The following is a 13,868-nucleotide window of genomic DNA, read 5'->3' on the forward strand; positions in this document are numbered from 1 at the left end:
TATATGTAAGTTATAGTTTAACTAATGTTAACTTAAATTAAAGGATAATTTTTATCTTTTAATAAAAAATATTAAATTAATTTCACATCTTTAGAAAGTGAATACCCCATACCTTTAACAATGACTATAGATTCATATGGAATTTTTTTTCTTAATCTTTTTATCATAGCTCTGATATTTACAAGATTAGTGTCTTCACCTTCCCATACATACTCTTCAATCTCTTCATAACTTGCAACATGATGTAAGTTTTTTGAGAAAAGTTCTAAAAATAAAATCTCTTTTTTTGTTAATTCAAGCTCTTTTCCATTTTCATATAATATATGATTAATAAAATCATATTTATATGAAGAATCAAACTCTAAAAACTTTTTTTGAATCTTACATAATTTTTTTACTTTTTGAACTAACTCTAAAATAAAAAAAGGTTTTTTAATATAATCATCACAACCTAAATCATAAGACTTTTGGATTTTCTCAAAATCGTGATTTGAGCTTATAATAATTACAGGAGTGTCTTTATGATTAATTCGTAATAACTCTAACAAAGATATACCATCGATGTTTGGAACATTTATATCTAAAATAAAACAGTTATAGCCATTATCTAAAGCTTCAAGTGCATCATCTCCATCTATAAATGTATCAACACAATAACTCTCTTTTTCTAAAGCATTTTTAATTACATTTAATAATCTTTGATTATCTTCTAAAACTAATACTTTCACTATATATTCTCCAAGGTAATCTTAAAAGATGCACCATCTTCTAAATTTTTCACACTTAATTTTCCATTCATTTTATCTTTTATAATCATTTTTGCCATATATAAACCTATTCCATGTCCATCTTTCTTTGTTGAGAAATAAGCTTTAAAAACTTTATGAATATCTTTTGCATTTATTCCACCTGCGTTATCATTTATTTCAATATTTACATTTTTATTTTCGTTATATATAAGAATATTAATATTTCTATTTTTGATATCAATTTTTAATAGCTCATCTTTTGCATTATTTATAATATTCAAAAAAGATTGCATAAATTCATTTCTATATCCATTTACATTTAAATTTGTATCTTCTTTAACGTCAATGTTTATATTTATATAATTGTATTTAATATTATGATTAACAATTTCTAGCATAGAATTTACAGCTTCTAAAACATTAAAAACTTTTTTTTCATTAAAAGGAATTATAAACTCCTGAAAATCATTTATTGTTTTAGTCATGTAGTTTACTTGTGTCATTATATCTTTTACATAAGATTCATCTTCGTTTAAACTGCTGTTTGAGTTATAAAAACTCTCTTGAGCGATTGTAGTAATTTCAACTAAAGGTGATTTCCATTGATGAGCAATTGATGAGAATATTTCTCCAACTTCTGCAAGTTTTGATTGTTGGATTACAAACTCTTCATTTTTTTTCTTTTGCTTTTCTATTTCTTTTTCTTTTGTAATATCTGTAAAAATTGTAACTATTCCACTTTTTTTAGTTTTATTGTCACAATACAAGGCTTGTTTGATAAAAAAAGTTTTTACTTCATTTTTAGATATATTAAATTTAAATTGATTATTTAACTCACTATTTTCTTTAAATTTTTCTAAAATTTTAATTATTAAACTACTTTTAGTATTTTTTAAATCACTTAGTTTTTTTCCATATATTTCTTTAGCATTCAAATCAATAAAATTACAAAACCTTAAATTTGAATCTACAATCAAACCTTTATCATCTTGCCAAAAGATTGGACTTTCAATTGCATTTAGTAAAACTGTATCAAACTCTATTCTTTGCTTTAATTTATTTTGACTATGAATTCGTAAATAAATATTATGAAATAATCCTATAATTAGTAAGATTAAGAAAGGAGAAATAGTAAAAACAAAGTTAATAAAACCTCTATATTTATCATAAAATGTTATTCTTTTATTTACTACATCATAATCATGATTTATTTGACTAATTGATAGTGTAAAATTATCTAATTTTAAAGCATCAAAAACATATGAAAAATCCTCTGATAATTTAACTATTGATTTTTTATTTTCCAAAATATCTAAGGCCATTTGCCCTGAACTATTTCCAAACTTTTCAAGTTCTACAATTTTTCCACCAACTGCGCCTTTTTTGTTAAAAATTGAATCTGTTATAAATATTGGTATTTTTGCATCATTTATAAATTTCGCTATTTCTTGGTTTTTATTTAGCTCTCCATTACTATTTTTATAAAACCTTACAAATAATAGTGCAGAATTTTCTTCAAATTTAGAAAATCTTTTTTCTAAAGCTTTTAAGCTATCTTCTCTTAAATAAATTAATTCATATTTTCCCTCAAAGTCATCAAATAGCTCTTTTATCAAAGGTTCTGTATGTTTTGCATTTTCACTTTTGTCATTTATTACATAGAGTTTTTTAATAGAAGGAATAATTGTTTCTATTAGTTTTACGTTTGCTTTTAAATCTCTTTTTTCTAGTAAAGCTGATACTTTATTTTCAAGATTATATTTTTTTAATCTTACTTGATTAAAATTTTCAATTCCTACACTTAAAATAAGTTCATCTTTAAAAAGTTCATTATAATTTTCTAAAACAAAATCATATGCAAACCTATCAACAGCTAAAACTAAATCATATTTTCTATTTTTTAACTGTACTTTATATAGTTCTTTTAGGTTCTGGAAATATTCTAAAGTTGATATTCTTTTTGAATCCATATATAAAATATTTATATCAATATTAGTATGAGGATATAAAGTGTTTTCAATACCTTTAATTATACTATCACTCCATTCATAACCTTTATGATAAGAGTTTATAATTAAAATTGATGAATTTGCAAAAAGAAAAGTTGTAAAGAGAATTGATATTAAAATAAGTTTTTTCATGAAGTGTATTATAGCAGTAATTTAATTACTGCTATAAATATTTTGTTACTAAAGTATCATAAACCCTAATAAAACTAGAGCGCCTAAATAAACTGCTCCAAAAATAAATCCTAATTTCCACCATGTAGCTTGTGAAAGATATCCTGCCCCATACCAAATAGGAGATGGTCCTGTTGCATATGGAGTTAAAATACCCATAAGACCTAATGAACCTACTAATAATAAAGCTAAAGGTTCCATCATACTTGCTGGTAAAAGATTAGTAGCAACTCCTAAAAATAATGGCAATAATGCAACTGTATGTGCTGTAACACTTGCAAAGAAGTAGTGAAATACAAAGAATAATACTACAAGCATTATTACAATTGTAATTGGGTCAAGTCCTACTAAACCACCAGAAATTAATCCTGATGCCCATTTTAAAAACCCAACTTTTTTAAGCCCTGAAGCCATTGCTACTAAAGTTGCAAACCAAATAAATACATTTATAGCTGCTTTATTTGTTATAACATCTTCCCAAGTAATAACATTAGTTAAAACAAGTAAACATAATACAAAAATAGCTGCTGTTGTACCATTTACACCAATAGTACTACCAAAAATCCACATTACTAAAGCTAGTATTCCAAGACCTAACATTAAAAGCTCTTTTTTACTAATAGGTCCCATAATATCAAGCTCTTTTTTTGCCCAAGCTGGAGCTTCGGGTGATTTTTTTTGTTCGGGTGGATAAACAATATATGCTAAAAATGGTACAAGTAAAAATAATGGAATCATTATAATTGCAAGTGTTCCAAACCATTGTCCCCAAGAAATTATGATATTAGTACTTTTTTCTACTAAAGATACTGCTAGTAAATTTGGAGCAAGTGCTGTTAAGAACATTGAACTTGTTACACAAGTTGCTGCAATTGCTACCCATGAAATATAAGAACCTAATTTTCTTGGATCTTTTTCTGGCGTTGATTCAAACATTTGAGGAATATTAATTGCAATTGGGAAGATAGTTCCTGCACTTCTTGCAGTATTTGAAGGCATAAAAGGTGCAAGTATTCCATCAGCAAAAGCAACCGCATATCCTAAACCTAAAGAAGTTTTTCCTAAGTATTTAACTAATAAAAGTGCAATTCTTTTTCCAAGTCCACTTTTTTTATAACCTAAGGCAAACATAAAAGCTGCAAAGATTAACCAAATCACACCATTAGAAAATCCACTTAAAGCCCAATCACGACTAGCTTTTGCAGTTTCACCTACTAAACCAAAAGTTGCAGATACTGCAACACCTGTTAAACCTATAAGTGCTGCTGGAATTGGCTCTAAAATTAAACCAACAATAACACCTAAAAACACTGCAAAGAAATAGTGAGCATTTACACTTAAACCTTCTGGTGTTGGAAGTATTGCCACAATTAAAACTACTAAAAGTGGTAATATCATTTTAATTTTACTACTTTGGAACATTATTTACTCCTTAATATTCTTTATAATGAAATATTAAAATAGTAAAATGACCTCTATATGACTTTTAAAAGATTTTTTGCATAAAAAAAGGGAAGATGCATTTGCATCTTCCCTTTTTTAATATTTATTAGTATTTATTAGATTAATGAATTAATTTTATCAGTAAATGCTTGTTTAGAAGAAGCACCAACCATAGTATCAACTACTTCACCATCTTTCATGAAAATGATAGTTGGAATTGATCTAATTCCATATTTAACTGCTAAGTCTTGCTCTTCATCTGTATTTACTTTACAAATGTTTGCTTTACCTTCGAACTCTTCTGCTAATTCTTCAATTACTGGAGCAATCATTCTACAAGGTCCACACCATGGAGCCCAAAAGTCAACCATAGATACACCACTGTTAGTGATTTCTTCAAAGTTTGCTGGAGTTAATTCTGTATATTTAGCCATTTTATTTCCTTTATTATTAATTGTTTTGTTTTCGATATTTAAAATAGTTTAAAAAATTAAACTAAGCTATTCTATCTTTTAATAGCTTAAAATAAGTTTTATATGTACTTATACAAACTACTAATCTTGCCTAAATTAATTTTTGGATAAAATATTTGACTTAAATTTAAAATGGATAATTTTTATGGATATTAGAAAAGAGTACTTAGAATTTTTTAAAAACAAAGGACATGACATTGTTTCATCAATGCCTTTAGTTCCTGATGACCCGACACTTATGTTTACAAATGCTGGAATGGTTCAGTTCAAAGATATATTTACAGGTGCAATTCCAAGACCTGCTAACCCAACTGCAACTTCTTGTCAGTTGTGTGTAAGAGCTGGAGGAAAGCATAATGACTTAGAAAATGTAGGATATACAGCACGTCATCATACATTATTTGAAATGCTAGGAAACTTTTCTTTTGGTGATTACTTTAAAAAAGAAGCTATTGCTTATGCATGGGAATTTATCACAGTTAATCTTGAACTTCCTATTGATAAATTATGGGTTACGATTCATGAAACAGATGATGAAGCTTACGAATTATGGCAAGAACATATTGATGCTTCAAGAATCAAAAGATTTGGAGATAAAGATAACTTCTGGTCAATGGGTGATACAGGTGCTTGTGGACCTTGTAGTGAAATTTTCTATGACCAAGGTGAAGAAAACTTCAACACAGATGAAGATTATTTAGGTGGTGAGGGTGATAGATTTTTAGAAATCTGGAACCTAGTATTTATGCAATATGAAAGAGACACAAAAGGTGTTTTAAATCCTCTTCCAAAACCTTCAATTGATACAGGTATGGGATTAGAAAGAGTTATTGCTATTAAAGAAGGTGTTTTAAATAACTTTGATTCATCAAATTTCCAGCCAATTATCAAAAAAATTGAAGAACTTAGTAAAAATGAAATTACAAAAGAAAACATTGGTTCATATAGAGTAATTGCAGATCACTTAAGAGCAACTTCATTTATGCTTTCTCAAGGTATTTTATTTGGAAACGAAGGAAGACCTTATGTTTCTAGAAGAATATTAAGACGTGCAGTAAGACATGGATATTTATTAGGATTTAGAAAACCATTTTTAGCAAAAGTTTATGATACTTTATGTGATATTTTAGGTTCACACTATACTGATTTAGTGCAACAAGCTAACTATATAAAAGAGCAATTAACACTTGAAGAAGAAAGATTCTTTAAAACTATTGATTTAGGTATGACAATATTTAATGAAGAGTTAGCAAAAACAAAAGAGATATTCTCAGGGGAAGTTGCATTTAAATTATATGACACTTATGGTTTCCCATTAGACTTAACAGAAGACATGTTAAGAGATAAAAACCTAAAAGTTGATAATGCTAAATTTGATGAATTAATGAATGCTCAAAAAGCAAAAGCAAAAGCTGCTTGGAAAGGTAGTGGAGATACTGCATCTGAAGGTGACTTTAAATCTTTACTTGAAAAATATGGTAAAAACAATTTTGTAGGATATGAAAAAACATTTGAAAATTCTACAATTGTAACTTTACTTGATGAGAAATTTCAAGAAGTTGATACTTTAGAAGCAGGCCAAACAGGATGGGTTATGTTAGACAACACTCCATTTTATGCAACTTCTGGTGGACAAAGTGGAGATACTGGAGCTTTAGAAGACAATGAACATATTGCAATAGTAGTTGAAACTTCAAAATTCTATGATATTAATCTTTCAAAAGTAATAGTTGAAAAGTCAACACTTAAAAAAGGTGAAAATGTTCAAGCCGTTGTAGTAAATAGAAATGAAATTGAAAAACATCATAGTGCAACACACCTTTTACAATCAGCACTAAAGATGGTTTTAGGCGATACTGTTGCACAAGCTGGTTCTTTAAATGACACTTCAAGATTAAGATTTGACTTTACATATGCTAAGGCAATGACACAAGAACAAATTAAAGAAGTTGAAGATTTAGTTAACTCTATGATTGCAAGAGGAATTAAAGGTAATGTTGAAGAATTACCAATTGAAGAAGCTAAAAACAAAGGTGCAATTGCTATGTTTGGTGAAAAATATGGTGATAGTGTTAGAGTTGTAAGCTTTGATGATGTTTCAGTAGAATTTTGTGGAGGAACTCACGTAAATAATACTTCTGATATTGGTTCAATTTATATAACAAAAGAATCAGGAGTAAGCGCTGGAGTTCGAAGAATTGAAGCTGTTTGTGGTTTAGCTGCAATTGAATATACAAATTCAATTATAAAAAAATATCAAGAAGTTCAAGAAGAAGTTAAAAACCAAGATGCAATTACTGGTATAAAAAAATTAAAAGAGCAAATCAAAGAGCTTAAAAAAGAAGTTGAACTTGCACAAAGCCAAACAGCTGCACCAATTAGTGAAGAAATGATTGGTGATGTAAAAGTTGTTGTTGATGTAGTTCAAAATGGTGATATCAAAAAAATTGTAGATGATTTAAAAAATGCAAATGATAAAGTAGCTGTTTTATTACTTCAAGCAAAGGGTGAAAAAGTAATGCTTGTTGCTGGAAGTAAAGATACAAATATTAAAGCTGGTAACTGGATTAAAGAGATTGCTCCAATCGTTGGTGGTGGAGGTGGTGGAAGACCTGATTTCGCACAAGCTGGTGGAAAAGATGTATCAAAAATTGAAGAGGCTAAATTTGCTGCATTAGAATATGCAAAAGCAAATTTATAAGAAATAAAGATGACTGAATCAACAACATTTTTATCTTTTGTAGTTTTTTTACATGTAATCTCTGCTGTATTATGGGTTGGAGGAATGATTGCAATTAGATTTGCAGTTCACTATTCAATGCAAAATATAGTAGAACCTAAAATAAAATTAGAAAGAACACTAGAAAATTTAAAAAGATTTTTTAATATGGTTATTCCAGCAATTATAATATTACTTATAACTGCTGTTATTTTGATTTTAACTTTAGGATTTAAAGGTACACCTTTATATTCATTTGTTATTGCAAAAGAAGCGATATGGACTGTTATGACTATAATTTTTATAACTATTTATATAAAAAGAAATAAAGCTGAAAAAGCTTTTATATCTGGTGATTTTTTAGGTGCAAAAAATGCTCTTATGCCTATTGCAAAGTATTATATACCTTTAAATATTGTACTAGGAATTGTAGCTATTTATTTTGGTATTACTTTAAGAGGATTTTAGTCCTCTTAAAATCTTTTTCTTTAAAGAAGAAAAGGCTATCTACGATGCCCTCTATATCCTCTGTGATGATAACCCCGATGATTATAATAACCTCTGTGATAAGGTTTATGCACAAAAGGACTAATTATTACTGCAGGAACTATAACTGCTGCTGATACAATTGGATGTAATCTATGACAACCTGTAAATAATATAACTGTTGTAATTAATAAAAATATACTTTTTAACATTTAAACTCCTTAATTAACTATTTTGTATTATTAGTAAATATTGTGCAAAAATTGTATATCAAAAATATTATAACTCTTCAATCTCTTTATTAAAATAATCTTTAACTATATTTTGATTTACTAAACTACTATTATAATTTGAAGAGAATCTAGGTTTTTCCAAATAGACACTTACATAATTTTTATCAAATTTTTTAATCATCTCGTTAAAAAGTAGACCTTTATAATCAAGAGTAAAAACACTTTTAGAACCTGAAAACTCAGATATTAGATTTAGGATATATTTATCATTAATTAAATAAGTACTAAACTCAAAATTTTCAAAATCTACTCTTTCAACAGCTACCATACTTTTTACATGAGTTTTTTCTTTAAATAAATTATCAAAATATGACCTACTAAATCCATTCCATTCACAGTTAGTATTTAATTCTACATGTTCAATAAAAATCTTTCCATATTTAGGTGTTTGACTATTAATAATAAAAGAATTAAAACTACACGTGCTATTTGTAAATTGTTTTCTTTCTTTTTTTAAATCAATATAATTTGTTATGCCATTATAATTTGTAGCACTACAAGCGTTAAAGAAAAAAACAATCCCTATTAGATAAATATACTTCATTATCTTGTCCTTTTTATTAGAAAATTTTATATTTTATTATATGATAATACTATTAATCATTATTAAACAAATATCTAGGAATATCATGTATTTAAAAACTTTTCTATTTTCTATTTTTCTTTTCTTTATGGGATGTTCACAAAAAGAAATAAATTTAAAAAAAAACACCTTAACTTATCCTAGTGCTTCATTAGAAAAGACAATTCAAGAATACAAAACTAATACTACTTATATAAATAAAAGTCTAAGTAGCTTTTATAAAGAATGGAAAGGTGTTAAGTATAAATTTGGAGGTAATAGTAAAAGTGGAATAGATTGCTCAGCATTTATTCAAAAAGCATATAAGCAAAGCCTTGATATTAAAATACCAAGAACAACACTTCATCAATCAAAAATAGGAAAAACTGTAAAAAAATCACAGCTTCAATATGGGGATTTAGTCTTTTTTAAAACAGGTAAAAACTCCCGTCATGTTGGCATATACATTGATAATGGAAAGTTTATGCATGCTTCTACAAGTAAGGGTGTAACAATCTCAAAGCTTAATAATATCTACTTTAACAGACACTATTGGAAATCTAAGAGAATTATTGATTAAGTAAAAAAACGATAAAATGACTTATAGAACAAGTATAAAAAGGATTGAAAATGATTAAAAAATCACATTTAGCTTTACCGTTATTTTTATTTTTTATTGGCTGTCAAAGCAAATCAGAAGTTTACGTAGAGAATACATTATACAAAAATAATACAGATTCAAAAGCTCAAAATGCCAATCTTTTAGTTAAAAATGAGCAAGCAGAAAAAACTGAAGTAAAATATGAACCTATTATAACACCAGAAGAATACAAAAAATTAATAGATGCAGATGAAACTATAACAGAAAATGATGTAAAAGATATGAACCAAGAGTTTATGGATTTTTATAATGAATGGAAACATGTAAAATACCGATTTGGAGGAAACTCAAAAAAAGGAATTGATTGTTCTGCTTTTACACAAAGAATTTATAAAGAGAAATTTGATATTAAAATTCCAAGAAGTACTAGAACACAAGTAAAAGTTGGAAAAGAAGTAAAAAAATCTAATCTAGAATTAGGTGATTTAATTTTCTTCAAAACAGGAAAAGTAGATAGACATGTTGGAGTATATATGGGAAATGGTGACTTTATGCATGCATCAATAAAGGGTGTTAAGTTTTCAAAAGTGGATAAACCATTTTATAAAAAAGCATATTGGACATCAAGAAGAATTATATATTGATTTAAAAAGAGTTTTGTAAGTAAAAGTAAAAGCAAGGTAAATACAAAAGATTTATAATTTAGGAAGCAGAAAGGATACAAATGAGTTTGCATCTACCTCTTTTACATAAAAATTATATAATAGTGATATGATAATTGTATGATTTTATCATATTTGTAAATATGAAGATAAAATAAATAAACATAAAACACATATTATATACATCTTGAGTGCATACTTTATATTTAATTTAAATATTCTAGAACCTTCAACTTTATATCTAGCAACTATTGTTAAGTTTAAGCCACTAAATGGTGATGTAGAAACCGTAGTTGACCAAGCCATTAGAAATGTTACTGCTAATAGTGTATGATTAACACCACTTAAAAAATCACCAATAACTGCAATTGTAATTATTGGATGAATTCCCACAAAAGCTAAGATAATAAATATTGCTAAAAGAATAGAAGCAATTATCCAATCAAATACTTCAAAAGGTAAACTTAGATTTAAACCTATTAATATTGAACCAATTGAAATACCAAACATTCCTGCTATTAAAAAAAGTGACATTTCCATTTTCATATTTGGAAGTTCTTTACTTATATGAGTATTTAACTGCTTTATAGCTTCTTTAAAACCTTTCTTAATAGGAAGTGTAAATAGTGTAAGAAGTAAAGCAAAAGAAGATACTAAAACTATTACTTTAATTTGTGGAAAATAATGATTTGTAAAAAGTACTAAAAAAGCTAAGCATAAAGGCAGATATAAACTATCAAAAGATAAAGGATAGCCTTTGAACTCATCTATCTTAAACTCTTTATTTTTTATTATTTCTAAATATGTAATTAAAAATGCAATTAAAGCTAAAAAAAGACCATTTACAAAAATAATAGAAGCATTTAAATTTGGTGTATAAGTTAGTACTGCTGCAAAAGCTACAAAAAATGGTGACCAATATGCATCTGAAGAAAAAGCTCTTGTTAGCAAAATTATTTGAGTATTAGTCAAAGGACCTTTTTTATAGAATTTATCAGCAACTAAAACTAAAGAAGAAAGATTAATAACTGATCCAAATAAATGTACACCTAAATATGTTTTGAAAAAAGACTCTTTTCCTATTGGTAATTTGTTTTGCTTATCTTTTTTAGGAATTGCAATAAGCCTTAAAAACCCAACACCAATTAGTAATGTTAGTAAGTACTGATTTACTGTAAAGACTTTTATAAAATCTATTTCAAAACCATTTAATAAAGAAATAATAAAGGCAAGTAAACTTAAGAAAAAAAGGATTAAAAGCATCTTTTTCTTTACTATTGATGTAAACAATATAATAAGTGCAAGCCAAGCTGCTAAACTTGCATATATGAGTAATTGTGGGTTATAAAAATAAGAAAAGATAGTAAATAGAAAAGAAAAGAAAATTAATAAACCCGCAATACTTGTAAGAATTTTCATAATAAACTATACTTTTTTTAGGAAAATTGATAAATAAATACCAAGAGCTATAAATAAAATACCAAAAACATGATACATTTCTAATCTTTCACCTAGAAAAATAAAAGCTAATATTGCCCCAAAAATTGGCATCAAATGTGTAAATTGCCCTGCTCTACTTGCACCTATTTCAACAATTGCTGTATTCCAAAAATAAAAAGATAATAATGAAGGAAAAACAACCATATAAATCAATGAATATAAAACCTTGTCATTTTCAAATACAGCTAAATCAAAACTATAACCTGCATAAAAATAAACAATGCTTAATACAATTATTCCTATAAAAACAGTAATACTTAAAAAATCTAAGGCATTTAATTCTTTGGGTTTATATTTTAAAAGTACCGTATATAAAGCCCAATTCACACAAGCAAACAGTATCCATAAATCCCCATGAGTAAAGTGTAGATTGATTATATTCTCAATACTTCCTTTTAGTATTAAGAAAATTACTCCTAGAGTTGAAAGAATGATTCCTAAGCCTTGTATTTTAGTAATAGTAGTTTTTAAAATAAACGCAGATAAAACTATAATCATTATTGGAATACTAGAATTAATTAATAATGCATTTGTAGCAGTTGTAGTCTTTAATCCTAGATATAAAAAAGTGTTAAAACCTGCAACTCCAATAATTCCAAAAATCATAAGAATAAGATAATCTTTTTTAAAAAATTTCATAATATGTTTAGATCTATATATTAAATATGGTAATAAAATTAGAAATACAAAAAACCATCTAAAAAATGATAGTTCTATTGCTGCTATTTCACTAGAAACCATACGTCCAAAAACAAAATTTCCAGACCAAAATAAAACTGCAAGAGTTAAGTAAATAAAATATTTCATATAATCGCTTTGATTTTTTTGACATTATACATAAAATCTTACATATTGTTATAAAATTGTTTGTTTGTTTTATATTAAACTATAATAAAAAATGAAAAAAAATAAGGACACAATTGTGAATGGAAAAATTGAAGTTACATATAAATTATTATGTAAAAACGATGTAAATAAAGAGATTAGTTTAAAAGAGCTTTTAGAGAATGAAAAAATTGCAAAAGTAATAAAAAATGAGTTTGCAAAAGGTTTTAGAAATATTCATCTTGTTTCAAATGAAGAATCAAATGAAGCTTTTAAAATTGGAACTGTAAAGCAGTTTTATAAACTTGAAGTTCAAAAAGATGACTTTCCTGATATTTTAGCACTAGCAGAAGAAGATGCAGCAGCTAGAAAACTGTTTAAAAAAGACTGTAATAGAATAGAGTTAGTGAATATAGAAACTATTCCTTAACTCTTCTTTTTGCATATAAGAATTCTAATACAGTAGAAATACTTCTAGTATAAGGAGCATCAAAACCTTGGCTTTCACAGTTCTTGATAACAACTCCACAGATTTCATCTAGTTCTAGGTCTCTGTTGTTTTGAGTATCAACCCACATTGATGGTTTTACAGATTGAAAAGTTTTCATTAGTTCAAACATTTTATTTGCATCTTCTTGTGTAAGGTTAACGCCAACTGCATTTGAGGCAAGTGCTGCTTCACTCATTAGTCCATAAATTAATTTTGATGTTTTTTCATTTTCTAATAAAGGACCTGATTCTTCTTGTATTAAAGCACAAATTGCATTTACACCATTATTTATAATAAGTTTATTCCAAAGTTCAAGTTTAATATCTTCACAAATAAATGTACTTGTTTGTGTTTTATCTAAAATGATTTTTAATTCATTTAAAAAAATAGCATTCTCTTTTGTATGATTTAGGGCACCTATTAATGTCTGAACTTCACCAGAACAATGAACATGACCTAAAGATACAGTATGTGAAACAATAAGTCTAGTAAGTCCCCCTATTACAAAATCTTTAGGATAATATTTTTGCATAATATCTTCATTTTCAACACCATTTTGTAGTGATACATAGTATGGAATATCTTTGCTATTTTCTATCCATTTTGCTAATTTTATTGAAATACTTTCTGTACTCATAGCTTTTGTAGCAATTATTATCGCATCAAAATCACTTGGATTTAAAGCTGTTAATTCTTCTATACTTAATGTGTTTATTTTATCTTCTATTACATAATTTGGATGAGTCATTTTCATTTTATTTTCTTTTAAATATTTTAAATTCTCCCCTCTTGCTACAAAGGTAATATTACATCCAACTTCATGTAATATCATTCCATAATAAGCTCCAATTCCACCTGCTCCAATTATTGCTATATTCATATTTA

At 26.7% G+C, this 13,868-nt stretch carries 14 protein-coding genes; 5 read left to right on the forward strand and 9 right to left on the reverse strand.

Annotation, left to right across the window (positions count from 1 at the left end; translation table 11 throughout):
• Positions 1 to 71: 71 nt before the first annotated feature.
• The 4 genes from D3Z07_RS08235 to trxA form a co-directional block, all read right to left on the reverse strand.
• Positions 72 to 728 (reverse strand): response regulator transcription factor, encoded by a 657-nt coding sequence (locus D3Z07_RS08235; protein WP_122893580.1) that lies wholly within the window; start codon positions 726 to 728, stop codon positions 72 to 74.
• A complete protein-coding gene (locus D3Z07_RS08240; protein ID WP_122893581.1) occupies positions 728 to 2,890 on the reverse strand; it encodes a sensor histidine kinase in 2,163 nt (720 codons plus the stop codon). The genes D3Z07_RS08235 and D3Z07_RS08240 overlap by 1 nt, the downstream gene beginning before the upstream one ends.
• Positions 2,891 to 2,938: 48 nt before the next feature.
• Positions 2,939 to 4,351, reverse strand: a complete 1,413-nt coding sequence (locus D3Z07_RS08245) for a DASS family sodium-coupled anion symporter (RefSeq protein WP_122893582.1) — start codon at positions 4,349 to 4,351, stop codon at positions 2,939 to 2,941.
• A gap of 137 nt (positions 4,352 to 4,488) precedes the next feature.
• The gene (gene trxA, locus D3Z07_RS08250; protein ID WP_076083564.1) at positions 4,489 to 4,806 is read right to left on the reverse strand and encodes a thioredoxin; all 318 of its coding nucleotides are present in this window, start codon (positions 4,804 to 4,806) and stop codon (positions 4,489 to 4,491) included.
• A gap of 184 nt (positions 4,807 to 4,990) precedes the next feature.
• Between trxA and alaS the strand changes: the two genes are divergently transcribed.
• Positions 4,991 to 7,546 (forward strand): alanine--tRNA ligase, encoded by a 2,556-nt coding sequence (alaS, locus tag D3Z07_RS08255; protein ID WP_122893583.1) that lies wholly within the window; start codon positions 4,991 to 4,993, stop codon positions 7,544 to 7,546.
• Positions 7,547 to 7,555: 9 nt separating this feature from the next.
• A complete protein-coding gene (locus D3Z07_RS08260) occupies positions 7,556 to 8,032 on the forward strand; it encodes a hypothetical protein (RefSeq protein ID WP_122893584.1) in 477 nt (158 codons plus the stop codon).
• Positions 8,033 to 8,067: 35 nt separating this feature from the next.
• On the opposite strand, the gene D3Z07_RS08265 is transcribed toward D3Z07_RS08260, so the two are convergent.
• Positions 8,068 to 8,262, reverse strand: coding sequence for a hypothetical protein (locus D3Z07_RS08265; protein ID WP_076083554.1), 195 nt, complete (start codon positions 8,260 to 8,262; stop codon positions 8,068 to 8,070).
• A 67-nt stretch (positions 8,263 to 8,329) separates the two neighbouring features.
• Positions 8,330 to 8,887 carry a hypothetical protein gene (locus D3Z07_RS08270; protein ID WP_122893585.1) on the reverse strand — a complete coding sequence of 186 codons (558 nt, stop codon included), beginning with the start codon at positions 8,885 to 8,887 and terminating at the stop codon, positions 8,330 to 8,332.
• 85 nt (positions 8,888 to 8,972) lie between these two features.
• Between D3Z07_RS08270 and D3Z07_RS08275 the strand changes: the two genes are divergently transcribed.
• Both D3Z07_RS08275 and D3Z07_RS08280 read left to right on the forward strand, forming a co-directional pair.
• Entirely contained in the window at positions 8,973 to 9,485 is a 513-nt protein-coding gene (locus tag D3Z07_RS08275) for a C40 family peptidase (protein WP_122893586.1), read from the forward strand.
• 50 nt (positions 9,486 to 9,535) lie between these two features.
• Positions 9,536 to 10,150, forward strand: a complete 615-nt coding sequence (locus tag D3Z07_RS08280) for an NlpC/P60 family protein (protein ID WP_122893587.1) — start codon at positions 9,536 to 9,538, stop codon at positions 10,148 to 10,150.
• Positions 10,151 to 10,297: 147 nt separating this feature from the next.
• Here the strand turns inward: D3Z07_RS08280 and D3Z07_RS08285 are convergent, their stop codons facing one another.
• Together D3Z07_RS08285 and D3Z07_RS08290 are read right to left on the reverse strand one after the other, a co-directional pair.
• Complete coding sequence (locus D3Z07_RS08285; RefSeq protein ID WP_122893588.1) at positions 10,298 to 11,587, reverse strand: tellurium resistance protein TerC; 1,290 nt, start codon at positions 11,585 to 11,587, stop codon at positions 10,298 to 10,300.
• A gap of 6 nt (positions 11,588 to 11,593) precedes the next feature.
• The gene (locus D3Z07_RS08290; RefSeq protein ID WP_122893589.1) at positions 11,594 to 12,475 is read right to left on the reverse strand and encodes a DMT family transporter; all 882 of its coding nucleotides are present in this window, start codon (positions 12,473 to 12,475) and stop codon (positions 11,594 to 11,596) included.
• Positions 12,476 to 12,590: 115 nt separating this feature from the next.
• On the opposite strand from D3Z07_RS08290, the gene D3Z07_RS08295 reads away from it, so the two are divergent.
• Positions 12,591 to 12,923, forward strand: coding sequence for a hypothetical protein (locus tag D3Z07_RS08295; RefSeq protein ID WP_122893590.1), 333 nt, complete (start codon positions 12,591 to 12,593; stop codon positions 12,921 to 12,923).
• Here D3Z07_RS08295 and D3Z07_RS08300 read toward each other — a convergent pair.
• A complete protein-coding gene (locus D3Z07_RS08300) occupies positions 12,913 to 13,863 on the reverse strand; it encodes a ketopantoate reductase family protein (protein ID WP_122893591.1) in 951 nt (316 codons plus the stop codon). The two genes, D3Z07_RS08295 and D3Z07_RS08300, sit on opposite strands and share 11 nt — an antisense overlap.
• Between the last annotated feature and the right edge of the window lie 5 nt (positions 13,864 to 13,868).

Source organism: Arcobacter peruensis (genome assembly GCF_003711085.1).
GTDB lineage: Bacteria > Campylobacterota > Campylobacteria > Campylobacterales > Arcobacteraceae > Poseidonibacter > Poseidonibacter parvus.

Bases quoted from the DNA above. Each gene is read 5' to 3' on its own strand.
- D3Z07_RS08270 (WP_122893585.1), bottom strand. From the start codon at position 8,887: ATGAAGTATATTTATCTAATAGGGATTGTTTTTTTCTTTAACGCTTGT.
- D3Z07_RS08300 (WP_122893591.1), bottom strand. From the start codon at position 13,863: ATGAATATAGCAATAATTGGAGCAGGTGGAATTGGAGCTTATTATGGA.
- D3Z07_RS08285 (WP_122893588.1), bottom strand. From the start codon at position 11,587: ATGAAAATTCTTACAAGTATTGCGGGTTTATTAATTTTCTTTTCTTTT.
- D3Z07_RS08275 (WP_122893586.1), top strand. From the start codon at position 8,973: ATGTATTTAAAAACTTTTCTATTTTCTATTTTTCTTTTCTTTATGGGA.
- D3Z07_RS08290 (WP_122893589.1), bottom strand. From the start codon at position 12,475: ATGAAATATTTTATTTACTTAACTCTTGCAGTTTTATTTTGGTCTGGA.
- D3Z07_RS08260 (WP_122893584.1), top strand. From the start codon at position 7,556: ATGACTGAATCAACAACATTTTTATCTTTTGTAGTTTTTTTACATGTA.
- D3Z07_RS08280 (WP_122893587.1), top strand. From the start codon at position 9,536: ATGATTAAAAAATCACATTTAGCTTTACCGTTATTTTTATTTTTTATT.
- D3Z07_RS08240 (WP_122893581.1), bottom strand. From the start codon at position 2,890: ATGAAAAAACTTATTTTAATATCAATTCTCTTTACAACTTTTCTTTTT.
- D3Z07_RS08245 (WP_122893582.1), bottom strand. From the start codon at position 4,351: ATGTTCCAAAGTAGTAAAATTAAAATGATATTACCACTTTTAGTAGTT.
- trxA (WP_076083564.1), bottom strand. From the start codon at position 4,806: ATGGCTAAATATACAGAATTAACTCCAGCAAACTTTGAAGAAATCACT.
- alaS (WP_122893583.1), top strand. From the start codon at position 4,991: ATGGATATTAGAAAAGAGTACTTAGAATTTTTTAAAAACAAAGGACAT.
- D3Z07_RS08265 (WP_076083554.1), bottom strand. From the start codon at position 8,262: ATGTTAAAAAGTATATTTTTATTAATTACAACAGTTATATTATTTACA.